Raw genomic sequence first — 22,103 nt, 5'->3', positions numbered from 1 at the left:
AGTGAATTTTTTTGCTTACATAAATTTAAGAAGGAAACGCTATTTTGAATGTCGAAACTATGTAGGACAGATGGGAGATGAGGCATTTGAACTTACAATTAGCAGCTGCAAATAGTGTAGTAATTGGGAAGAATACTTGTATTCTGTGTAACAGTGACTTTGAATATGCTGCAATCGTTAGTGGAGAAAGGAATCAAGAAGATTTGTCAACAAACTATAAAGGTAAAAGTGTGACGGAGCAAGTCATTGTCCTTAAAAAGAGTTTGGCTAACAACGGAACATTACAAATTGTTGATGTCGAAATTACTGTCAAGTGCCCACATTGTCATGCTAATCATCGATTTAATCAGTTTCTTTCATTGGAAATTTAGGGGTGAATAAGATAAAGTAAAAGCACCTGACCAAGGTGCTTTTGACGTTCCTAAGCTGTTGGATTTGAGAGGTCTAGAACAAGAGTGAATTGAATATTTACTAATAAAGATAGCCAATAAGGAGGGCGCTATGACTACATATAATTCCCGTCAAGAAGTACCTAGTAATGAAAAATGGAATCTTGCCGATATTTATTCCGATATTTCCAAATGGGAAAACGATCTTCAACTTGTTGAAAACATGGCAGAAAAGCTTAAGCAATTTGATGGAGCGATATCGGACGGTAAAAGTCTATATGAATACTTAAAACAAAGAGAAGAGTTATCCTATACCTTTAATCATGTCTATGCCTACAGTATGCTTAGAGTGGATGAGGATACAAGGGATGCAAGTTCACAATCATTATTAGATCGTGCTAAAGGACTTAGTGTGAAGGTAAGCTCTTCAACTTCGTTTTTTATGCCGTATTTATTAGGATTAGATAAAGAAACCTTAAGCAGTTATATTGCAAAAGAAGAGGGTCTTAAGTACTTTGAGGAGGATTTGTATGAATCCTTTCGCTACAAAACACACGTTCTTAGTAAAGACCAGGAAGAAGTATTATCACAATTAGGGGAAGCTCTGTCTGCTCCAAGTACAACCTTTGGAATGATCAACAATGCGGATATTAAGTTTGGCGATGTCACCAATAACAACGGTGACAAGGTTCAGCTGACAAGAGGAATGTACTCGAAATTAATCGAGGATGAAGATCGTGAGAAACGAAGAGAGGCATATAAAGCGTATTACAAACCATATGTTGAATTGAAAAACTCCATTGCAAGCACACTGTCAGCCGCTATAAAAAATAACGTTACGATGGCAAAAATAAGAAAATATCCTTCTGCATTAGAAAAAGCATTATTCGGTGATATGGTGCCTAAGGAAGTTTATGAGAACTTAATTAAGGCCACAAAAGAAAATATTGCTCCGCTGCACAGGTATTCTGAAATCCGCAAGGAAAAACTACAGTTAGATGAATTGCGCCAGTATGATATGTCCGTTCCTTTAGTAGAGGGAGTGAAACAAGTAATACCGTACGAGGAAGCCTATGAGACGATGGTAAAAGCCCTGGCTCCACTTGGGGAAGAATATATATCCATTCTCAAAGAATTCAAGGATGCGCGTTATATCGATGTCCGTGAGACTCCTGGCAAGAGGTCTGGAGCCTATAATTTGGGAATATACGGAGTACATCCCTTTATCTTATTAAATCATCAAGATGATTTAGATAGCTTATTTACCCTCGCCCATGAGTGCGGGCATGGTGTTCATAGTAAATTAAGCTCACAGCACCAACCTCAAATTACTGCCCGGTACAGTATTTTTGTCGCGGAAGTAGCGTCTACGGTTAATGAAATTTTATTGATTAATTATTTGTTGAATACTGAAAAGGACCTCCAGGTACGGAAACATTTATTGAATCATTTTATCGATCAATTTAAGGGTACCTTCTTCACACAAGTAATGTTTGCGGAATTCGAGAAAATCACACACGAGCTTGTAGAAAAGGGTACACCTTTAAATGTCGAGGTATTTAATCAAACTTATGAATCATTGTTTAGAGAATACAATGGGGATGTTGTGGTGTTTGATGAAGAAGTGAAATTTGGCTGGTCGAGAATTCCTCATTTCTATCGTCCATTTTACGTGTATAAGTACGCAACAGGTTTTGCCTCGGCCATACATTTGGCAACCAAAATATTGGATGGAGATAAGGAAACATTACAAGCCTACCTTAACTTCTTAAAGAGTGGAAGCAGCGATTATCCTCTTGAACTGTTAAAAAAGACAGGAGTCGACTTAACCACACCTCTGCCAATAGAAAATGCCATGAAAAAGTTTAGCCAGCTCGTAGAAGAATTTTCGTTACTATAAGCTTAAAAAAGATGTCGCAGATTTTTGTGACATCTTTTTTTATCACGGATTATTTTCGCATGGTATGATAAGGATAGGAATATATTTTACTCTTACAAGATTACCTTACTATGAAAATAGGTGATTAATATTTGGAAAAAAATAGTTTCTATGATTGGAATAATATTGATCATTTTTTTAGTTATTCATCATACCGAAACCTTCCGGCTGCTTCGAAACGGGGATTTAGATTCCATTATCATGTCTTTAAAAGATACTACATTTTCAAAATTCTTCTTTACTTTTATCATTATGGTGATCCAAAACTCATTTACAATTATTCCCCTCATTATCATCATCACAATCAACTACGCATTGTTTGGGTTCTTTAATGGTCTAATTTGGAGTTGGTTTACAAGTATTATTGCTGCAGGAATCTGGTTTTTTGGAAGCAGGTATTTTTTTAATGATTGGGTGCAAAAAAAAACGAATCCAGAATTATTATCAAAGATGGAGCAAAATGGGCTGCTCTTTGTTTTCCAAGCCCGTATTATCCCATTCGTTCCAACAAGCTTAATCAATATTCTCAGTGGCTTAAGTTCCATTAAATTTAAACATTTTATGGTGGGGACTATATTGGGTAATTTAATCTTCTTCTTTGTGCTATCACTGATACCTGCTGGTTTAATGCAGGGCAATACTGAGCAAAATATCCTTCTTGGGATTGTACTGGTCCTAGTTGGAGTCGTTGTCTTTTATCGTATTAGGAAAAAACAGAAAACAAGAAAGCAAGTAAATTAACTGTACAATTCAATTTCACACCTTGCGCAATGATAAAAATTATTGTACCCTAATAATTGCGTGCAAAAATAGATAGTAAAACCTCTTTTTCTTTTTTGAAAGAAGAGGTTTTTTTATTTGAAGAAATAGAGAGGAGTGTTTTCCATGAGTACAAGCAGAAAAGGGAATCCATGGGCGCTTATTCCTTTTGCAGTATTTTTAGTATTATTTATCGGGTCCGGAATCATCTCGGGCGATTTTTATAAATTTCCAGTCCTTGTAGCGATTGTGATCGCAGCAGCAGTAGCACTAACAATGAATAGGAAAGAATCATTTAATCAGAAGGTGGAAATTTTCACAAGAGGTGCAGGAGAGTCAAATATTATGTTAATGGTGATGATTTTCCTGCTAGCTGGTGCTTTTTCCGAAACTGCAAAGGGAATGGGTGCAGTTGATTCCACTGTCAATCTGGCGCTATCAATCGTACCTCAAAATCTCTTAATGGTTGGAATTTTTGTCATCGCATGTTTTATTTCCTTGTCAATGGGGACTAGTATGGGAACAATTGTAGCGCTGGCACCAATAGGAGTTGGTATTAGCGGGCAAACGGATATATCTCTTCCACTATCCATGGCAGCCGTTATCGGCGGTGCAATGTTTGGTGATAACTTGTCATTTATTTCGGATACGACCATTGCAGCTGTAAGGACGCAGGGGACAAAAATGAAAGATAAGTTTAAGGTGAATTTCCTTATTGTCCTTCCAGCAGCCATTATTACGTGTATCATCCTTTCGGTATTAACAATGGGCGAACAAGCAAATATCAATCAGCAATCGTTTGATTTGATCAAGATTCTGCCCTATCTGGGTGTGCTGATTTTTGCGTTGGCAGGGGTGAATGTATTTTTTGTCCTTACATTAGGAATTGTATTTGCTGGTTTAATTGGGTTTGTCGATGGCACCTATACGATTATGGAAGTTATTCAAAAAATGAGCGATGGTATGGCAGGTATGTTCGAAATCTCCTTTCTGGCAATTTTAATTGCTGGTATGGTGGAAGTCATTAAGCATAATGGCGGGATTGACTACTTACTTCATCTCGTAACAAGAAAAATTAAATCGAAAAAAGGTGCTGAATTTGGCATTGCTGGACTTGTAAGCTTAACAGATCTATCAACTGCAAATAATACGATTTCAATCATTATTGCTGGACCACTTGCGAAAAATATTGCCGGTAAGTTCGGAATTGATCCTCGCAGGTCGGCAAGTTTGCTGGATGTTTTTTCTTGCAGCATACAAGGGTTAATCCCTTACGGTGCTCAAATACTTGTTGCTGCAGGTGTTGCAAGTATATCTCCAGTCAGTATATTAACTTATTCTTATTACCCAATATTAATAGGTGTTTGTGGAGTATTGGCAATTTTAACGGGATTTCCACGTTTTACAACAAAAATGGATGAAAAAACTGCCGCCAACCGTGTTGGTGAAAAGGTAAGCTAAAACGATTACGCTCTGGTCTTTTAATGATCAGAGCGTTTTTTGTTGCTTTATTTGATTGCATTAAATAAAGTATAAAGTAATTTAGCAAATAGTTTGAAAAGAGGTGAGACAAATGAGTGTTGAAATCGTACCATTAGGAGATTCAGCGATCAGGATTTCATTTGGTAATGAAATTGATGAGAGTACTCATCACCAAATTAATCGCTTTTTACATAACTTTACAAGTTTTAAGATTGATGGTGTTATTGAGTGTGTCCCAACGTTTACCACGATTGCAATTTTTTATGATTCCTCCAAAATAAGGTATCGCCAATTAGAGAAAATCGTTTATTCTGTAATGGAATCAGCAAAGGAATTAAAACTGTATAGCCCTATTGTCTATAGGATTCCTGTTTATTATGGAGGAAATACTGGTCCAGATTTACAATTCGTTGCAGAGTACAATCGCATTAGTGAACAAGAAGTTATTCACTTACATTCTAACCAAGAATATTTAGTCCATATGATTGGTTTTGTACCAGGTTTTCCATATCTTGGTGGATTAGATAAAAAAATATCAACGCCTCGTTTAGAAATACCAAGAGCGAAGGTTGCAGCAGGTTCAGTGGGAATTGGCGGCGGACAAACAGGAATTTATCCTTCTGAGGTCCCTTCAGGCTGGAGAATTATCGGTATAATCCCAATAACATTATTTGATATCGAAAAAAACAATCCGTCACTCTTGTCTGCAGGCAATTATGTATCCTTTTTCCCTGTGGATTGGGACGAGTTTCTTGCCATTAAAGAAATGGCTGCTTCAAAGAATTATAAAGTTTTGACTTACATGAAGGGAGAGGAAATAACTTGAGTTACATTGACATCAATTGTGATCTTGGAGAAAGCTATGGATTTTTTAAAATTGGTAATGATAAAGAGGTTTTGAAGCATATATCATCTGCAAATATTGCTTGTGGCTATCATGCAGGGGACCATAATGTGATGATGGAGACCATTCAAATGGCAAAAAAATATCATGTAAATATTGGTGCACATCCTGGATTTTCGGATATTTTTGGGTTTGGCCGGAGAGAGATGAATGTATCCACTAGGGAAATCTACAATCTCACACTCTATCAAATGGGTGCCTTAAGTGCATTTGCCAAAGCCGAAGGAGTAAAGCTGGTCCATGTTAAACCCCATGGAGCCTTGTATAATATGGCTGCTAAATCTAGATTGATTGCAGATTCCATCGCTCAGGCTGTTGCAGATTTTGATTCTACGTTAATCCTTTTTGGGCTATCCGGTAGTGAACTTATCCAAGCTGGAAAAGCAAAAGGTCTAAATACTGCACAGGAAGTGTTTGCAGACCGAACCTATCAACCTGATGGATCGTTGACTTCTAGAAATGATGAAAACAGCATGATTCATGATATGAACATTGCAGCCCAGAGAATTATCCGAATGATAAGAGAAGGGAAAGTTGCGACAACGGACGGAACTGATATTGCTATCACTGCAGATACAGTCTGTGTTCATGGTGATGAACCTGCTGCTTTAAATTTTATAACAGAATTAAAAAATGCCTTAACAAAAGAAAATATAGAAATTAGGAAGAGTTGGCTTAGATGATGAGGACCCCAATCTTTAAAGTGTTAAAACCCGGTTTGCAAACAACTGTACAAGACGTTGGAAGGTTTGGATTTCGTGAATTTGGGGTTAGCATTTCAGGTGCCATGGATCCTTTTTCATTGCAGATGGGTAATTTATTAGTTGGTAACGACTTAGAGGAGGCAGCACTTGAAGCACCGCTAATTGGACCTGTCTTACTGGCTTTATATGATGTCTCTATTGCCATTTGTGGAGGGAATTTATCTCCACAAATTAATGAGCAGGAGATCCCGCTTTGGAAAAGCATTGTGATAAAAAAAGGGCAAATTCTCTCATTTGGAGAGCTGAAAGAGGGAGCAAGAACGTATATAAGCATTGCAGGTGGAATTCATGTGCCTATTGTACTTAATAGTAAATCAACGTATCTAACAGGAAAATTTGGAGGTTTGGAAGGAAGGGCAATAAAAAAGGGGGATATTCTTTATGGGAATCCCTTCACCAGAAGAAATAGAAATCTGCACACCAAGCTAATTCCAAAATATACGAACCCAATAACGGTAAGAGTAATAGTTGGTCCACATACTGAGAAATTTACTTCCAAAGGTATCGAAACATTTCTAACGAAAGAATATTCCGTAACCACCCAGTCCAACCGAATGGGGTATCAATTAACAGGTCCACAAATAGAGCATAGCGGGGCCGCAGATATTATATCAGACGCCATTCCTTTTGGTGGAATCCAAGTCCCTGCAAGCGGGCAGCCTATCATTCTTATGGCTGAACACCAAACAACGGGAGGTTATTCTAGAATCGGAACTGTTATTTCTGCAGATATCCCGCTTCTTGCTCAAGCGCAGCCGGGTACCAGGATAAGATTTAAGCAGGTATCACTCCAAACTGCTCAAAAACTGCTAATTCAAGGTAAGAACAAGATGACCACCTTATATAGGTTATCAAGGGGGTAATTCCTTAATAAAGATGAACTATAATTCAGGTTTAATAGATTTTATGGTATAATTATTAGTAATAGTTGATTCATGAAGGCTACATGAATTGGTAATAATAACCTAGTCAGAGAATTATTCGAAACGTTCATTCTCCAATTTGGTTTTATTAATAAATTTTTTATAAGGTGTGATTTTGTGACAGAACTAGTAAACGGAAAAGTACAACATCGAAAGCTACCACTTAGTAAAAAAATCTTTCGAGCGATATCCATTACTCTCGGAGCAATATTAATGGCTGTCGGTCTAGAGATCTTTTTAGTCCCTAATAAGGTTATTGATGGAGGGGTAACAGGTATATCAATCATGTTATCTCATTTAACGGGTCTTGAACTTGGTATCTTCCTATTCGTGTTAAACCTGCCCTTTGTTTATTTAGGATACAAGCAGATGGGTAAAACCTTTGCAATATCTACCGTTTATGGAATTATTGTTTTATCGGTTTTTACAACTTTATTCCACCCAGTACCAGCTTTTACTGATGATATTCTTCTTGCAACCATTTTTGGGGGCATGATATTAGGAATCGGGGTTGGTATTGTTATTCGCTTTGGCGGTGCTTTAGATGGGACTGAGATACTTTCACTCGTTATAACCAAAAAGGTACCATTCTCCGTTGGTCAAATCATTATGTTTATCAATATTTTTATTTTAGGTGCAGCCGGGTTTGTGTTCAGTTTTGATCGAGCAATGTACTCTGTATTAGCTTACGTTATTGCTGCAAAAGCCATTGATACAGTGGTTGATGGCTTCGAGGAATCCAAATCGGTTTGGATTATCAGTGATTTAGCAGAGGAAATCGGAAATGCTGTAAATGCTCGTTTAGGCCGTGGTGTGACTTATCTAAAGGGTGAGGGAGCCTATACCGGAGACCATAAAAAGGTCATTTTCTCTATCATCACTCGACTTGAAGAATCGAAATTGACAACGATTGTTGAGGAAATTGACCCAAATGCCTTCTTGGCGATTGCTGACATATCCGAAGTTCGGGGTGGACGTTTTAAGAAGAGGGACATTCATTAAAATTCGTATTAGTAACAATAAAACTCGGGGATAAATTCTCTGGGTTTTTTTTATTAGTATTTAATGTTTCTTGAATTTTTGGTTAATTCAAAAAACATTGACAGTTTTTTGTAACTAATATAACATTCTTATTGAGAGATAGTTGGTTAGTACTAACAAACATTATCTAATTAATTGACAGATTATTGATAATATTCTTAAAAAAATATATCATTACAATAACGCAATCCTTATTAGGGGAGGAACTCGTTTATGTCACAATTAAAAGAATTTCGTACAATAATGAATTCGGTTAAAGCTGTATGGGAAAAGAATAAAAATGCTGCGATTGTTATGTTGATTGGTGTTAATGGCTCATCATACAGAATGCCAGGTACTAAGATGATGATGGCAGAAGATGCTGAAATAGTGGGAACAATCAGCGGCGGGTGCTTAGAAGGTGATATTTATGGTTATGCAGAAAAAGCTCTTCAAAAAGGGACACCAGCGACCTTAAACTATGACCTAAGTGATAACGAGATCTGGGGTTTGGGAATTGGCTGTAAAGGTTCATTAGAAATTCTCATCCTTCCTATAAAAAGAGAGGACCCATTTTGGAAATCGACTGACGAATTGTTAAACGAAGAAGAGGAATTTTCCTTAATTATTGAAATACAAACAGGAGTTAAAGCAATTGTTACAAAATATGGAGATGTCATTGGTGACAGCGAATACCTTCCTTCTGTCGTGTACGAAGGTGCAAGAAAGAGCATTAAATCACAAAAACGAGCGGAAATTATTAAATGGGAAGGGCGTACATTCGTGGTTGATGCAATACGCCCAAGCCAAAAATTAATCGTAGCAGGCGCTGGAAAGGATGCAATGCCAGTCGTTGAATTTGCTGCAAAAGCAGGGTTTTCGGTAACTGTTCTAGATCCGCGCAGTGAATTTAATAAAGAACGGTATTTCCCTGCTGCACATCATCTAGTTGAACTGCCGGAAAATATAAATCCAGAAAACGTAAAAAATGCATGGTGGGTTATCATGAATCATTTGCAGAGTCGTGATGAAGAGGCCCTCAATCTAGCTCTAAAAAGTAACCCTAAATACATTGGTGTTTTAGGGCCTGTATCCCGAACACATGAAATGCTAGTGAATATAGGAGCGGATTTAACCATTGGAGAAGACATTTTTTCACCTGTTGGTCTGGATATAGGTGCAGAAACGATGGAGGAAGTGGCAATAAGTATTGTTTCTGAATTGATGGCGGTCCGGTCCAATCGTGAAGGGAAATCACTAAAAGGGAAATTGAAGATTCATGCCTAGGATAGGAGCCATCATTCTTGCTGCTGGATTGTCTAAACGAATGGGGCATCCTAAACTTTTACTGCCCCTAAACGGAAAACCACTTTTTCGATATCCGCTTGAACAAGCCATTAGAAACCACCTGCAGCCAATTTGTTTAATTGCAGGTCAACATTTGCAGGCGTTTCAAACTGCATCCTCGGATTTAGTTAGTGTGGAATATATTTATAATAGGGGCTATGAACAAGGAATGTCCTCGTCATTAAAAATAGGAATTGAAAACATCAAGGATTGTACAGATGCTGCCTTCATTTTTTTAGCAGATCAGCCTTTTGTTCCTAATTTGGTCGTCCAATCAATGATTGAAGAATTTGGTAAAGATACACGTATTGTCCGACCACAATATCAGGGCAATTTCGGTCACCCCATATTGATTGATAAAAGTTTATATGATGAATTTCTAAAATTAGAGGGTGATCAAGGTGGTAAAGCAATAATAAATAATTATAAAAGCGAAACAAAAATCCTTACATTTGATCATCCATTTTGGGGAATGGATATTGATACACCTGAAGAATATCGGATAGGGGAACAAAGAATGACTGCTAACATTCCTAATTTATAAAGGTAAATTCGTGGAACGACCCAAGTGTAAACCTCTACTTGGGTCGTGTTCTTAATGTATATCAACGATTTGTTTTTTTAATAGGATTTCACCTCAGTTTTATGTTACATTTGATATGTAACTGATAGTTTACAAGAAAAGGATGAATTGGGATGTCAACAAACAAGATTAGAATCGAGAAGGATTTCCTAGGAGAAAAAGAAATACCGTTTGATGTGTACTATGGGATTCAAACCATTCGGGCAATAGAGAATTTTCCTATTACAGGATACCGCATTGATGGGTCTCTAATTAAAGCGCTTGCAATGGTAAAAAAGGCAGCAGCCATCGCGAATATGAACACAACACGGTTGTACAAAGATCTTGCAAATGTCATTATTAAAGCGGCCGATGAAATTATTGCAGGAAAGTGGGATGACCAATTTATCGTTGATCCAATCCAAGGCGGGGCGGGTACATCGATGAACATGAATATGAATGAAGTCATTGCCAACCGAGGACTTGAATTACTTGGTCACGCAAAAGGTGATTACTTCCATTTAAGTCCAAACACACATGTAAATATGTCACAATCTACAAATGATGTATTTCCTACGGCTATACATATTTCTACTTTAACGTTATTAGAGAAACTTCTCGTCACCATGGATGATATGAGAAATGTTTTTAAACAAAAGGCTGTCCAGTTTGAGAAGGTTATTAAAATGGGGCGTACGCACCTTCAAGACGCTGTCCCTATTCGTCTTGGACAAGAGTTTGAAGCCTACTCAAGGGTGCTTACGCGTGATATTAACCGGATTAAGCATACACGAGAACATTTATTGGAAGTAAATATGGGAGCAACTGCAGTAGGAACTGGATTAAATGCTGATCCAAAATATATTAAAGATGTAGTTAAACAGCTCGCCGAAATTAGCGGTTTCCCACTTGTAAATGCAGAGCATCTCGTCGACGCGACACAAAATACGGATGCCTATACCGAGGTTTCAGCAGCACTAAAAGTTTGTATGATGAATATGTCGAAAATCGCCAATGACCTACGATTAATGGCTTCAGGTCCACGCGCGGGGCTTGGAGAAATTCGTCTGCCTGCACGGCAGCCAGGTTCGTCCATTATGCCAGGTAAGGTAAACCCCGTTATGCCTGAGCTAATTAATCAAATTGCTTTCCAAGTCATTGGGAATGATCACACCATTTGTCTTGCCTCCGAGGCTGGTCAATTAGAATTAAATGTTATGGAACCTGTATTAGTCTTCAATCTGCTTCAATCCATTAGTATTATGAACAATGGATTCCGTGTCTTTACAGATCATTGCTTAGCTGGTATTGAAGCAAATGAAGAGCGCTTAAAAGATTATGTAGACAAGAGTGTGGGGATTATTACAGCAGTCAATCCGCATCTTGGTTATGAAGTGGCAGCACGAATTGCTCGTGAAGCTGTCATTACGGGGAAATCTGTCCGTGAATTATGTTTACAATATGATGTTTTAACAGAAGAAGAATTGGATATTATTTTGAATGTCTATGAAATGACTAAACCAGGAATTGCTGGAGAAGAACTACTGGATAGGGATTAATTGTAAGTTAAAATAAACAGATACCCGCACAGTGATTTTCACCGTGCGGGTATTATTGTTATTTCTCATTCTTCTTTTTATCGTCTTGTTTGTCACTCTTTTTATCACTTAGCCCTCTATATATTTGCGTATACATACTGCCTTCTTTGATGTTTTCTAGAAAAAAAGGACCTATTAGCTCTAAGTATTCTTCATCATCAAAAAGCCTTTTATTTTCTAATTCCATTTCTCCCAATCCATCGTAGGTAGATAGTAGTGCGTAGGTGTGATCTTCACCAGAGATCGGTGTGAGTATTTCAACATGATGGTTATAATTATCATTTCTAAACTTTTTTATCTCTCTTAAATTGTCGATTGCCTCTTTAAATTTTTCTTGTTTAATAATAAACGTCTGGTATACAAAAACAGACATTAAAGCACCCCCAGAGAAAGATACAAGCATACTATCTTTATAAATCTCCAGAAAGTCTGTTTATTATTCGAGACAAGAAAAGTTATAATAAAGTAATGTTTGCTTTTGCGCAATCCTCAATGATTTGGTCATTCCATACTGAAACTTGAACCTCGCCTATATGAACTTTTTTAAGAAAAAACATACATATTCTTGACTGTCCAATTCCTCCGCCAATGGTATAGGGAAGTTCACGGTTGAGAACAGCTTGATGATATTCTAATGACATTCTGTCTTCAGTGTTAGTAATCTTTAATTGTTTTTTCAGCGCCTCTTCATCAACACGAATACCCATTGAAGAAACTTCGATTGCTTGCTCTAAAGTAGGATACCAGAAAATAATATCACCGTTTAATGACCAATCATCATAATCTGGAGAACGGCCATCGTGTTTTTCTCCTGACATTAACTGACCGCCTATTTGCATGATAAACACGGCACCATACTCTTTGGCAATCCTGTCTTCTCGTTCTTTGGATGTTAGCGCCGGGTACATGTTTTCAAGTTCCTGTGTGGTAATAAAATGAATGTCTTCAGGCAGGACAGGCGTCAGTGCAGGATAAAGTTCGTTTAAATGTTTTTCTGTATTTTTAAAGACTTGGTAGATCTTTTGAACTTCGGATTTTAACGTCTCGATGCTGCGTTGTTCTTTGGATATAATTTTTTCCCAATCCCATTGATCAACATAAATGGAATGCAAATGATCTAAAACTTCATCTCTTCTTATGGCATTCATATCTGTATAAAGGCCAGCACCTAAGTCAAACCCATATCTTGCTAAAGCCATCCTTTTCCATTTAGCTAATGATTGAACGATTTCAATATTGGTATTCTTAATATCTATCGCCTCAAAGGATACCATTCTTTCCACACCATTTAAGTCATCATTTAAACCTTTTCCAGATTTCAGAAGAATAGGGGCTGATACCCGTGTTAAATTTAGTGCATTTGCTAAGGTGCTTTCAAAGAAATCTTTCGTTTGTTTAATTGCAATTTCGGTTTGCAATAGATTTAATATTGAAGAGTAAGCATTTTGTGTAGATAATGAATTTGACATAAAATTTAAACCTCCGGTGAAAAACTTTAATAATGAACGTTGAGTATTTATACATTCAATGTTTTACGAAACGAATATTCTGAAATTATAGCAAAGTTAGGTTTGTCTTACCACTGGTTTAGAAAAAAAAAATCTCTCCACCGTTTAACTTGGTGAAGAGATTTTTTCATTATCTTAATTGATCCCAATCTGAGTAAGCTCCACTGCCTTGGCAGCCAGGGCACTCTACTGAGTTATAATAAGCAAATTCATTATATGGATAAACAGTAAAGCCTCTCCCATAACAATCCGGACATTTGTCCTGATTCTTCATATGAGAAACATGATTTTGATATCTTGTTTCCCGCCATTGGTTAAAGGAGTTAATTAGACCCATGTTTTTCACCTCGCTGTTTTTAATTAGTATGATGAAAAAATGGAATATTTATGCAAGATGTGAAGCGGTATGTTTTTTATCATCATTCAAAAACTATATGTAAGAGGTGATAAGATAATATGAGTGATTGGAATGAACAAGCTGCGCCTAATAATAATATCCCTGCAAGAGTTGTAAGACCTTTTGAGCACCGTGACCAAAGTGTCAACCATGAGTTTTCAGAAGAGCTTTCTGATGGCGGAGAACGTAACGAATTTATCCAAAAACAGAAAAAGATAAAGAAATAGTAATGCGTGGTGGCGATGATAGGAATTAATCGTCACTTTTTTATTTTACAAATTTAATTAGTTAGTGTAGAATTTCTATGTACCTAATAATTCTAGGTAGGTGAGAAAATGTTTAATCGTGAATTGGTAAAGGGAAGTACATCCTTAATTTTGCTACAATTGCTAAATGAAAGAGATATGTATGGTTATGAATTGGTTAAAGAATTAGAACAGCGAAGTGATAATGGCTTAAGCGTTAAAGAGGGTACATTATATCCGGCATTACACAAGCTTGAAAAACAAGAGTACATAGAATGTTATTGGCAGGAGCAGGAGAAGGGGCCTGCACGTAAATATTACAAGATTACGGAAGCAGGAAGAGAAGTCTTAAATGAAAAAACCCGTGAATGGCAGGCTTTTGTAAAGGTGATGAACAAGGTAATAGGGAGACCAAAACATGGAACGGCCGAAGAATAAGTTTCTAGAAGAACTTGATAACCAGCTTGGAAACCATGAAGATAAGAAAAGTATTCTAATGGAATATGAAACACATATTGAAGAAATACTGCTTGAATCTTATGAATGTAGTGATGAAAATGAGCTGAGCGAACGTATTATTTCGAGGTTGGGTAGTCCTGATGAGATTGCAGTTATGTGGAAACAGGAACTTTCTGTCACTCCGAGTAATATGAAATGGCTTTTTATTTTTATGAATATTCTCTTTTTTGGGGGAGGCAGCCTATTAACTCTTTTTCATAATCTTTTTCAATGGAATTGGCTTTCTGTCGTTTGGAGTCATTTAACAGCGATCCCCACCTTAATTGCCTTGATTTATATGTTTTTTTGGGCGTTGCTTGGTTACGAAATTGGGAAAGGATTTGGTCACGGAGGAAGGAACTTGTTAAAAAAGACTTTTTTACTTTCATTAATACCAAATCTGATATTAATGTTCTTAACTGTATTTGAAATTATTCCCCACGCTTGGTTTGAACCATTATTAACAAAAACATTTATAATTGCTTGTATCATTTTTACCATCCTGCTATATCCAATTAGTTGGTTAGGATATCGGTGGGGGAGAAAGGCTTCGGTATGAGCAGCTTTTTTTTACCTATATACATAGAAAAACTATGTATATAGAATTTCTATGAGGAGGTATTAGGTCAATGGAATTGAAATTTGGTAAGACTGATTGGATCTTTTTATTCATGTGTATTGTGGTGGGAATTATCGCGGAAGAATCATTTTTTCGAGCTGAGATTGGGATATCTTATTTGGTGTTTTTGACCGCTTTTTACGCTTTATTTTTTTACCGATTTAGACGATTTTCTTATTCTCACCAGAGGTTCGGATATCTTGTTCTCATCTGTATTTGGCTGCTAGCTGCAGGATATTTTATTAACGATAATATTTACTTTTATGCTTTGAATATCTTAGTGATTCCAGGACTTGTATTGTTTCATCTTGTGGTGATTACAAGCCAAAAAAGTATATATTGGAACAAACCAGCCTTTATTACTTATATTTTCTCAAAGTTGACTGCTGCTATAAAATATAATTTCGTTTTCGCTTCATTTATTGGGAGGTTTTTAAAACAAGGAATAGAGGAAAGTAAGTTTCAAGTATGGAAAAAAGTCGGTATTGGCATTCTGATTTCCATCCCGGTTTTGTTTGTAGTTTTAATGTTACTAATGTCAGCAGATACACAGTTTGAAAGAATGATGGGGGACATTCCACAGTGGTTTAAGGTGCTTGACGGTGAAATATTAGTTAGAATACTTGTTGTTTTGTTCTTTACTTTTGCCTTCTTTAGTTTCTTACAGACTCTTATCCAAAAACAAATTAATGCCGTTATTGATAATGCTAATACACAATGGTTCAAACTTGATGCCATTATGACGATTACGTTCCTCGTATTAATAAATGCTGTATATGTTCTCTTTACTGTTGTCCAATTTAAATACTTCTTTAGTGGAACATTGCTGGGGGATTTCACCTATGCGGAATATGCTAGAAAAGGTTTTTTCGAACTATTATTTGTCACGCTCATTAACCTTACGATTACAATTCTCGTTTTAACCTTTACCGATAGGTCGGCCGGTTTTATAAAGAGATTTATGCAAGTTATGCTTACTACCCTTGTTTTTGCCAGTGCAGTGCTGTTGAGTTCCGCTTTCTTGCGGTTAGGCATGTATGAAGAAGCCTATGGGTTTACTTTTATCAGGGTTATGGCCCACTCGTTTATGATTTTTCTTGCTGTCATATTCATGTATACATTCATTAAAATTTGGATCGAAAAACTGTCCTTGTTTCACTTTTATTTTATTAGTGGCTTGCTTTATTACACCCTGATGAATGTGATTAATGTTGAGCAAATTATCGTAACAAAGAACATTGAACGCTACGAACAAAGTGGGAAGATTGATATTCATTATCTAAATAGTTTATCTTCCACAGGCATCCTCGGGTTAATTCAGTTATATGAAAAAAATCCTCAGCTACCGGACTTAAAAAATATTTTGTTTGAAAGGAAAAACGAAGCAAATCTGAACAATATCCAATGGCAATCCTATAACCTGAAAAGTCTCCAGGCAAATGAGGAACTAAAAAAATTACATTTGGAATAAAGGTTATGAATTGATTTAGTCGAAATTAAAAGAGTATAAAAATTTTTTTGAGGAGAAATGCATGATGAATCGCAAAGATGTATTACTCGAACAAATCCTTTGTTGTCATAAAAAAAGCCACTGGTTTGTATCGTTTGAAAAAGCAGTTGCCGGATTAACTCCGGAGCAGGCCATTTGGAAACAATCCGACTCGGAGAATTCTATCAGAGAAATTATTAGTCATTTAGTATTTTGGAATAAACGGTTCTTAGACCGCTTTAAAAACAGCGAAATTCCAAAGATGGAAGGTAATAATGATAGCACTTTTACCTATCTAAAAGAGTCTGAATGGGAGCAGGTCTTACAACAATTTAATCAAGTAATGACCGATTGGTACGAGACGATTGAGAAAAGTGAAGATGAGCAGTTTGATCAATATATTAGTGGACAATCGAATGAAACATGGTTGGAATCGATTTCTAGTATCACCCTTCACAACGCCTATCATATCGGCCAAAATGTTACTATTAGAAAGTTGCAGGGTTCTTGGAGCAAGGAACAAGGATTAAGTTAATTTTGTGCAGCCTGACTAGCTGCACTTTTTATCATTGTAAAACTTTTATGAAATAATACTTTATAAATTCCAATTTAAAGGGAATTTTCTAGGAGTTTGTAACCTGTTTATTTTTCGAATATTTTGGTAATATTTGTGCTTAGAGAGACGAAATAATAGTTTCAACTAGCAACTCCTAGAAAATTATTGTGGAGAGGAATTGTTCCGGTGAAAGGTTTATATCCAGCCCCATGTCAAAGCGAAAAGCATTTAACACAATTGGCCTCGGTTGGCCAAATTGCAGCAGGGATTGCCCATGAAGTTCGTAATCCATTAACCGCTGTTAAAGGGTTTTTGCAATTACTAGAGCATGAAAGTAATCCTGAGTACATTAACATAGCTCAGTTTGAATTAGAAAATGCGTTAACAACACTGAATGATCTTCTTCAAGTTGCTAAACCAGACCAGGAAGACGAGCAGCCACAATCTTTTCTAATTGCAGTTGAATTGGAATCTACCTTAAATTTATTTCAAGATAAAATATATGATATTCATATAAATTCCAGTTATTTTGATACAAATACTCCGATTTATGGTAAAAAAAATCAGTTTAAAAAGGCATTCTTCAATCTAATAAAAAATGCTTTGGAATCCATGCATGAATCTGGTTCCTTAATGATCAGCCATTTCGCTGAGGGAAATGAAGTAGTGGTGTGTATAGAAGATACGGGGGTTGGAATCCCTAATGAAAAATTATCCTTATTGGGTACCCCGTTTTTTTCAACTAAGGACCTCGGTACAGGGATGGGGTTAACCCAAGTGTTTTCTACTATATACCAGCATGGCGGCAGAATAAATGTCGAAAGTGAAGTAAATCAAGGAACAAAATTTACCTTAAGAATACCTGTGAGAAATGACTCTAAAAATAGAGGTGTAAAAAAGTTGAATTTAACCTATGAGGAAACCTTATCTATAAAGGAATATTTTCTTGCAAATAAAGATATTTTTGAGGATAGACTACTAGAAGAAGCTATAAATGTGAAGGATAAGATTGATGAAATACATAGAATTGGTAATATCAATCTATTAAGCAATGCCCATAAACTCGTGTTATTGATTGTAGACGAAAGGGAACATGAATTAATCTCTTTCGCAAAGCAGGAAGGAATGGCGTGGGCTAAATATTCATTAACCATTGCTTTTAAATTGGAATGGATACAAGCGATCAGACGAACAGTGTGGGATTTTCTCTATAATTTTGACATTAATAAAAATAACGATCATTCTTCAGAGTTTTATTTCACATTGGAAAAAAACATCAATCGACAATTTGATCAATTTTTGAATTCATTTTTTATCCAATATAGCAGGTACAAGGATGAATTGTTAGATGCTCAGAGAAAACTTGTAGAGAATCTTTCTGTACCGATTATTCCAATTTCACGCGATATCAGCATTCTCCCGTTAATCGGTTCAATTGATGGGTTTAGAGCTAGTACGATTGAAGATAAATTAATCGCGGATATAGGTCATTCACATATTCATACGTTAATATTAGATCTTTCCGGTGCAGTAGTGATGGAAATTGAAGTCATCCAGCATCTTGTTCGCATTATTAATGGTGTCTCCATGATGGGCTGTAAGACGGTTATAACTGGACTACGGCCGGAAATTGTAAAGCTCGTTATTAACTCCGGGATTTCTTTTGAGCACGTGGCTGAGTTAAAGGGAACCTTACAGGTGGCCATTTCTGATTACCTTGGGGAAAAAAACCTCTAAAAAGTGGGAAAAGGGCAATGAATTCTGCCCTTTTCCTTTTGTACTTGTAAATTTAATCACCATTGAAAATATCAAAAATTCCTCTTGCGATGCTGCCTTCATCTTTCCCGCCGCCACGGTGTGGGGCAGCTGCAAAGACACGACTAGCTAATCTGCTAAATGGCAGGGACTGAATCCAAACTGAACCAGGACCTCTTAGTGTCGCGAAAAATAAACCTTCGCCTCCGAAAAGCGCAGTCTTAACGCCTTTCACCATTTCGATATTATAATCGACTCCACTGGTCATAGCTACTAAGCAGCCGGTGTCCACTCTTAAGGTCTGACCAGGAAGGAGTTCTTTTTTGGTAATAGTTCCACCGGCATGAACAAAAGCTAGTCCATCGCCTTCAAGCTTTTGCATAATAAAGCCTTCACCGCCGAAGAATCCAGCACCAATTTTCCGTTGAAATTCAATTCCAACCGTAACCCCTTTGGCAGCCGCGAGAAAGGCGTCCTTTTGGCAAATAATCTTGCCGCCGAGTTCACTTAGGTCCATTGGTATGATTTTACCAGGATACGGAGAGGCAAAGGATACGTGTTTTTTACCATGACCTTGATTGGTAAAGGCAGTCATGAATAAGCTTTCTCCAGTAATAACCCGCTTACCCGCACTAAATAATTTACCCATCAAGCCGCCGCCGCTAGAATTGCCAGATCCATCTCCAAAAATCGTTTCCATATGTATGTCATCTTCCATCATCATGAAGCTTCCTGCTTCGGCAATAACCGTCTCTTGAGGATCGAGTTCTACTTCTACGAACTGCATATCATCGCCATAAATTTTGTAATCAATTTCATGGTTATTCATGCTAATATCCCTCCTAATTCTTTATAAATCTATTTTAATAGAAATAGGAAAAAAGTGCTAATTTTACCAAAAACAAATAAAAAAGACGTCTGCATATAGCAAGACGTCTTTTTGCGTATTGAGGCGAAAAACCACACTCCACATAGTGCGCTCCATAAAGGAATGTTTCTCGACTTACACAACTCAGCTCATCGCTCAATTAATATAGCACAAAAGGTGCGGACAACGCAACTGGAAAATTATTTAAAACAAAAGTCTTGATTATTATTTTGTATTACTATATATTCAAATAATCAGATATACAAATTTAAAATGATAAGAAGGGTTCGTATGTTTAGTGACAAAAGATTCCATCAATATTCCTTAAGTAATGTACCAAAAGATGTCCTGTCAGGACTTATTGTCGGTGTAATTGCGATACCTCTTGGAATGGCTTTCGCAATTGCTTCAGGGGTGAAACCGGAATATGGAATCTACACCACAATTGTTGCCGGGATTCTCATATCCCTTTTTGGAGGATCAAAGTATCAAATTGGCGGTCCAACAGGTGCATTTATCCCTATCCTATTTGGAATTGTCATGACGTACGGATATGAAAATCTGTTAATAGCAGGTTTCTTAGCGGGGATCATGCTGCTCCTAATGGGAATCTTTAAACTTGGATCGTTAATTAAGTTCATTCCAAGACCAGTAACAATTGGATTTACAACAGGAATAGCTATCACCATTTTTACCGGGCAGATTGCTAGTTTCCTAGGGTTGACAGGTATTAAGAAACATGAAGAATTTATTAATAATTTAAAAGAAATTATTATCCACTTGGACAGTATTAACCTTTTAAGTATTTTAACGGCAGTCATTTGTTTAGCAACGATTATTTTGACTCCAAAAATTGCTCCAAAGGTTCCAGGACCATTAATTGGTTTAGTGGTTTCAACAATGATCGCAACTCTGTTCTTTCCCAATCAGGTAGCAACGATTGGAACAGCTTATGGGGAAATTCCTAGTACTTTGCCAAAACTGCATATACCTGATTTAAGCGTAGAGATGATTATTACCCTTATAAAGCCAGCGTTTGTCATTGCCATGCTCGGTGGGATTGAATCTTTGCTGTCAGCGGTTGTCGCAGATGGAATGACAAACAGCAAGCATAACAGTAACAAGGAACTAATTGGTCAGGGGATTGCCAATATGGTTACTCCTCTGTTTGGAGGTATTCCAGCAACAGGTGCCATTGCTAGAACCGCTACTAATATAAAAAATGGCGCGGTTTCACCGTTGTCTGGTATTATTCATGGGGTAGTCGTTTTACTCGTGTTACTGTTTTTTGCTCCATTTGCCTCATATATACCGCTGGCAAGCATGGCACCTATATTAATGGTGGTTGCATGGAATATGAGTGAACGGAAAGTATTTGCCTATATTTTAAAAACAAAATCTACTGATTCATTGGTATTAGTTGTTACCTTTTTATTAACAGTTTTTGTTAATTTAACAACGGCAGTGGAAGTCGGATTGGTGATGGCTGCGGTTCTATTTACAATGAGAATGAGCAATCTAATGACTACTGCAAAGGCATTGCCAAACTTGCAGCATAAACATGCAAAGGTCGAGCCGCAGATTGTATCTGAATCACATGATTGTCCTCAGATAAGTATCTATAATGTAGAAGGTCCATTATTTTTTGGAGCTGCCCAGACGTTTGAAACATCCATTATGAATACCATTAACTACCGGCCTAAGATTCTGTTATTGCGGATGAGCAGGGTTCCATTTATGGATACAACGGGAGAGGCCAATTTGGCTAGTATTGTGTCCCATTTTTCAAAAAATGGTATAGTTATCATATCTGGAATTAATGAACAACCAAAAAATGTTTTGGTAAGTACCGGCTTATATGAAGTTATTGGTCAGGAACATTTCTTTGCACACACAGGTGACGCTATTCAATTTGCATTATCACAGCTGGAGCAAAATAAATGTCTTGGTTGTAAACACTTCGCCTTTAAAGAATGTAAGAAGCTTTCGGCTTCCGAAGTTATGGATAGCAGCAAACAGAAGCTCTCGGCTACTTACTAGATGAAATGAGGAAGTGAATCGATTGAATCTTGAAATGCAGCAATTTAAGGCGGAATTTTTCAAAGCCCTTGCACATCCTTTGAGAATCCGCATATTAGAACTGTTAGCTGAAGGGGATAAAAATGTGAATGAAATTCAAACCTTGGTTGGCAGTGAAGGCTCTGCTGTTTCTCAGCAGTTAACAGTTTTAAGAGCCAAAAACATTGTCACTGGCACAAAGGAAGGGAATAAAGTCATTTATACGCTTAAAGACCCCATGATCGTTGAATTACTAGCAGTGGCTCGTCAGATTTTTAATAATCATTTAGTTGACACGATTACGATTTTAGATAAGTTTAGAGACGAAGATGAAGAAGTAATGACTATGCCGAAGAAATAATATTCTTCGGCTTTTTTACGTTTAACTCTAGATTAATGATGTTTTCGTAATTATCAATTAAT

Annotated in this window: 23 protein-coding genes; 19 read left to right on the top strand and 4 right to left on the bottom strand. The window is 36.8% G+C overall.

Annotated elements, in window-relative coordinates; genetic code table 11:
• The first annotated feature begins 86 nt into the window (after nt 1–86).
• The 11 genes from ACN6MT_RS22240 (at nt 87) to aspA (ending at nt 11,648) form a co-directional block, all read left to right on the top strand.
• Entirely contained in the window at nt 87–371 is a 285-nt protein-coding gene (locus ACN6MT_RS22240; protein WP_419888092.1) for a hypothetical protein, read from the top strand.
• Between the two features lie 130 nt (nt 372–501).
• Nucleotides 502–2,289 (top strand): oligoendopeptidase F, encoded by a 1,788-nt coding sequence (pepF, locus tag ACN6MT_RS22235; RefSeq protein WP_419888091.1) that lies wholly within the window; start codon nt 502–504, stop codon nt 2,287–2,289.
• A gap of 165 nt (nt 2,290–2,454) precedes the next feature.
• Entirely contained in the window at nt 2,455–3,069 is a 615-nt protein-coding gene (locus ACN6MT_RS22230; protein ID WP_419888090.1) for a TVP38/TMEM64 family protein, read from the top strand.
• Nucleotides 3,070–3,213: 144 nt separating this feature from the next.
• Nucleotides 3,214–4,548, top strand: coding sequence for a Na+/H+ antiporter NhaC family protein (locus ACN6MT_RS22225; protein WP_419888089.1), 1,335 nt, complete (start codon nt 3,214–3,216; stop codon nt 4,546–4,548).
• 112 nt (nt 4,549–4,660) lie between these two features.
• A complete protein-coding gene (gene pxpB, locus ACN6MT_RS22220; protein WP_419888088.1) occupies nt 4,661–5,395 on the top strand; it encodes a 5-oxoprolinase subunit PxpB in 735 nt (244 codons plus the stop codon).
• Nucleotides 5,392–6,156 carry a LamB/YcsF family protein gene (locus ACN6MT_RS22215; RefSeq protein ID WP_419888087.1) on the top strand — a complete coding sequence of 255 codons (765 nt, stop codon included), beginning with the start codon at nt 5,392–5,394 and terminating at the stop codon, nt 6,154–6,156. Before pxpB ends, ACN6MT_RS22215 begins: the two co-directional genes overlap by 4 nt.
• On the top strand, nt 6,153–7,100 hold the full coding sequence (locus tag ACN6MT_RS22210) for a biotin-dependent carboxyltransferase family protein (protein ID WP_419888086.1): 948 nt from the start codon (nt 6,153–6,155) through the stop codon (nt 7,098–7,100). The genes ACN6MT_RS22215 and ACN6MT_RS22210 overlap by 4 nt, the downstream gene beginning before the upstream one ends.
• 177 nt (nt 7,101–7,277) lie before the next feature.
• Nucleotides 7,278–8,162, top strand: coding sequence for a YitT family protein (locus ACN6MT_RS22205; protein WP_419888085.1), 885 nt, complete (start codon nt 7,278–7,280; stop codon nt 8,160–8,162).
• Nucleotides 8,163–8,414: 252 nt separating this feature from the next.
• Nucleotides 8,415–9,467: an XdhC family protein gene (locus tag ACN6MT_RS22200; protein WP_419888084.1), complete on the top strand. Its 1,053-nt coding sequence runs from the start codon at nt 8,415–8,417 to the stop codon at nt 9,465–9,467.
• A complete protein-coding gene (locus tag ACN6MT_RS22195) occupies nt 9,460–10,071 on the top strand; it encodes a nucleotidyltransferase family protein (protein WP_419888083.1) in 612 nt (203 codons plus the stop codon). Before ACN6MT_RS22200 ends, ACN6MT_RS22195 begins: the two co-directional genes overlap by 8 nt.
• Before the next feature lie 152 nt (nt 10,072–10,223).
• A complete protein-coding gene (gene aspA / locus ACN6MT_RS22190) occupies nt 10,224–11,648 on the top strand; it encodes an aspartate ammonia-lyase (protein ID WP_063253716.1) in 1,425 nt (474 codons plus the stop codon).
• Between the two features lie 58 nt (nt 11,649–11,706).
• Here aspA and ACN6MT_RS22185 read toward each other — a convergent pair whose 3' ends face one another.
• The 3 genes from ACN6MT_RS22185 to ACN6MT_RS22175 all read right to left on the bottom strand — a co-directional run bounded on the left by ACN6MT_RS22185 (nt 11,707) and on the right by ACN6MT_RS22175 (nt 13,532).
• The gene (locus ACN6MT_RS22185) at nt 11,707–12,060 is read right to left on the bottom strand and encodes a hypothetical protein (protein ID WP_063253717.1); all 354 of its coding nucleotides are present in this window, start codon (nt 12,058–12,060) and stop codon (nt 11,707–11,709) included.
• Between the two features lie 82 nt (nt 12,061–12,142).
• Complete coding sequence (gene asnA, locus ACN6MT_RS22180) at nt 12,143–13,156, bottom strand: aspartate--ammonia ligase (protein WP_419888082.1); 1,014 nt, start codon at nt 13,154–13,156, stop codon at nt 12,143–12,145.
• A gap of 169 nt (nt 13,157–13,325) precedes the next feature.
• On the bottom strand, nt 13,326–13,532 hold the full coding sequence (locus ACN6MT_RS22175) for a methionine aminopeptidase (protein WP_034673885.1): 207 nt from the start codon (nt 13,530–13,532) through the stop codon (nt 13,326–13,328).
• A gap of 119 nt (nt 13,533–13,651) precedes the next feature.
• Here ACN6MT_RS22175 and ACN6MT_RS22170 point away from each other — a divergent pair, with 119 nt between their 5' ends.
• The 6 genes from ACN6MT_RS22170 to ACN6MT_RS22145 all read left to right on the top strand — a co-directional run bounded on the left by ACN6MT_RS22170 (nt 13,652) and on the right by ACN6MT_RS22145 (nt 18,736).
• On the top strand, nt 13,652–13,819 hold the full coding sequence (locus tag ACN6MT_RS22170; protein WP_419888081.1) for a hypothetical protein: 168 nt from the start codon (nt 13,652–13,654) through the stop codon (nt 13,817–13,819).
• A gap of 108 nt (nt 13,820–13,927) precedes the next feature.
• Nucleotides 13,928–14,275, top strand: coding sequence for a PadR family transcriptional regulator (locus ACN6MT_RS22165; RefSeq protein WP_419888080.1), 348 nt, complete (start codon nt 13,928–13,930; stop codon nt 14,273–14,275).
• Nucleotides 14,256–14,894: an HAAS signaling domain-containing protein gene (locus tag ACN6MT_RS22160; RefSeq protein ID WP_419888079.1), complete on the top strand. Its 639-nt coding sequence runs from the start codon at nt 14,256–14,258 to the stop codon at nt 14,892–14,894. The genes ACN6MT_RS22165 and ACN6MT_RS22160 overlap by 20 nt, the downstream gene beginning before the upstream one ends.
• A gap of 70 nt (nt 14,895–14,964) precedes the next feature.
• Complete coding sequence (locus tag ACN6MT_RS22155) at nt 14,965–16,425, top strand: DUF4153 domain-containing protein (RefSeq protein WP_419888078.1); 1,461 nt, start codon at nt 14,965–14,967, stop codon at nt 16,423–16,425.
• A gap of 61 nt (nt 16,426–16,486) precedes the next feature.
• Complete coding sequence (locus tag ACN6MT_RS22150; RefSeq protein WP_419888077.1) at nt 16,487–16,978, top strand: DinB family protein; 492 nt, start codon at nt 16,487–16,489, stop codon at nt 16,976–16,978.
• A gap of 207 nt (nt 16,979–17,185) precedes the next feature.
• Nucleotides 17,186–18,736: an ATP-binding protein gene (locus ACN6MT_RS22145; RefSeq protein WP_419888076.1), complete on the top strand. Its 1,551-nt coding sequence runs from the start codon at nt 17,186–17,188 to the stop codon at nt 18,734–18,736.
• A gap of 52 nt (nt 18,737–18,788) precedes the next feature.
• On the opposite strand, the gene ACN6MT_RS22140 is transcribed toward ACN6MT_RS22145, so the two are convergent.
• Nucleotides 18,789–19,583: a TIGR00266 family protein gene (locus ACN6MT_RS22140; protein WP_419888075.1), complete on the bottom strand. Its 795-nt coding sequence runs from the start codon at nt 19,581–19,583 to the stop codon at nt 18,789–18,791.
• 330 nt (nt 19,584–19,913) lie between these two features.
• Between ACN6MT_RS22140 and ACN6MT_RS22135 the strand changes: the two genes are divergently transcribed.
• Nucleotides 19,914–21,662, top strand: coding sequence for a SulP family inorganic anion transporter (locus ACN6MT_RS22135; RefSeq protein ID WP_082799546.1), 1,749 nt, complete (start codon nt 19,914–19,916; stop codon nt 21,660–21,662).
• A gap of 22 nt (nt 21,663–21,684) precedes the next feature.
• The gene (locus tag ACN6MT_RS22130; RefSeq protein ID WP_063253720.1) at nt 21,685–22,041 is read left to right on the top strand and encodes an ArsR/SmtB family transcription factor; all 357 of its coding nucleotides are present in this window, start codon (nt 21,685–21,687) and stop codon (nt 22,039–22,041) included.
• Nucleotides 22,042–22,103 lie beyond the last annotated feature (62 nt).

Origin of the sequence: Neobacillus niacini (assembly GCF_048572935.1) — a bacterium.
Classification (GTDB): domain Bacteria; phylum Bacillota; class Bacilli; order Bacillales; family Cytobacillaceae; genus Neobacillus; species Neobacillus niacini.
This window is presented reverse-complemented; position numbering and strand designations above follow the sequence as displayed.

Coding starts and splice junctions, on each gene's coding strand:
- pepF (WP_419888091.1), top strand. CDS start 502: ATGACTACATATAATTCCCGTCAAGAAGTACCTAGTAATGAAAAATGG.
- ACN6MT_RS22225 (WP_419888089.1), top strand. CDS start 3,214: ATGAGTACAAGCAGAAAAGGGAATCCATGGGCGCTTATTCCTTTTGCA.
- pxpB (WP_419888088.1), top strand. CDS start 4,661: ATGAGTGTTGAAATCGTACCATTAGGAGATTCAGCGATCAGGATTTCA.
- ACN6MT_RS22210 (WP_419888086.1), top strand. CDS start 6,153: ATGATGAGGACCCCAATCTTTAAAGTGTTAAAACCCGGTTTGCAAACA.
- ACN6MT_RS22200 (WP_419888084.1), top strand. CDS start 8,415: ATGTCACAATTAAAAGAATTTCGTACAATAATGAATTCGGTTAAAGCT.
- ACN6MT_RS22195 (WP_419888083.1), top strand. CDS start 9,460: ATGCCTAGGATAGGAGCCATCATTCTTGCTGCTGGATTGTCTAAACGA.
- aspA (WP_063253716.1), top strand. CDS start 10,224: ATGTCAACAAACAAGATTAGAATCGAGAAGGATTTCCTAGGAGAAAAA.
- ACN6MT_RS22185 (WP_063253717.1), bottom strand. CDS start 12,060: ATGTCTGTTTTTGTATACCAGACGTTTATTATTAAACAAGAAAAATTT.
- asnA (WP_419888082.1), bottom strand. CDS start 13,156: ATGTCAAATTCATTATCTACACAAAATGCTTACTCTTCAATATTAAAT.
- ACN6MT_RS22175 (WP_034673885.1), bottom strand. CDS start 13,532: ATGGGTCTAATTAACTCCTTTAACCAATGGCGGGAAACAAGATATCAA.
- ACN6MT_RS22170 (WP_419888081.1), top strand. CDS start 13,652: ATGAGTGATTGGAATGAACAAGCTGCGCCTAATAATAATATCCCTGCA.
- ACN6MT_RS22165 (WP_419888080.1), top strand. CDS start 13,928: ATGTTTAATCGTGAATTGGTAAAGGGAAGTACATCCTTAATTTTGCTA.
- ACN6MT_RS22160 (WP_419888079.1), top strand. CDS start 14,256: ATGGAACGGCCGAAGAATAAGTTTCTAGAAGAACTTGATAACCAGCTT.
- ACN6MT_RS22155 (WP_419888078.1), top strand. CDS start 14,965: ATGGAATTGAAATTTGGTAAGACTGATTGGATCTTTTTATTCATGTGT.
- ACN6MT_RS22150 (WP_419888077.1), top strand. CDS start 16,487: ATGATGAATCGCAAAGATGTATTACTCGAACAAATCCTTTGTTGTCAT.
- ACN6MT_RS22140 (WP_419888075.1), bottom strand. CDS start 19,583: ATGAATAACCATGAAATTGATTACAAAATTTATGGCGATGATATGCAG.
- ACN6MT_RS22135 (WP_082799546.1), top strand. CDS start 19,914: ATGTTTAGTGACAAAAGATTCCATCAATATTCCTTAAGTAATGTACCA.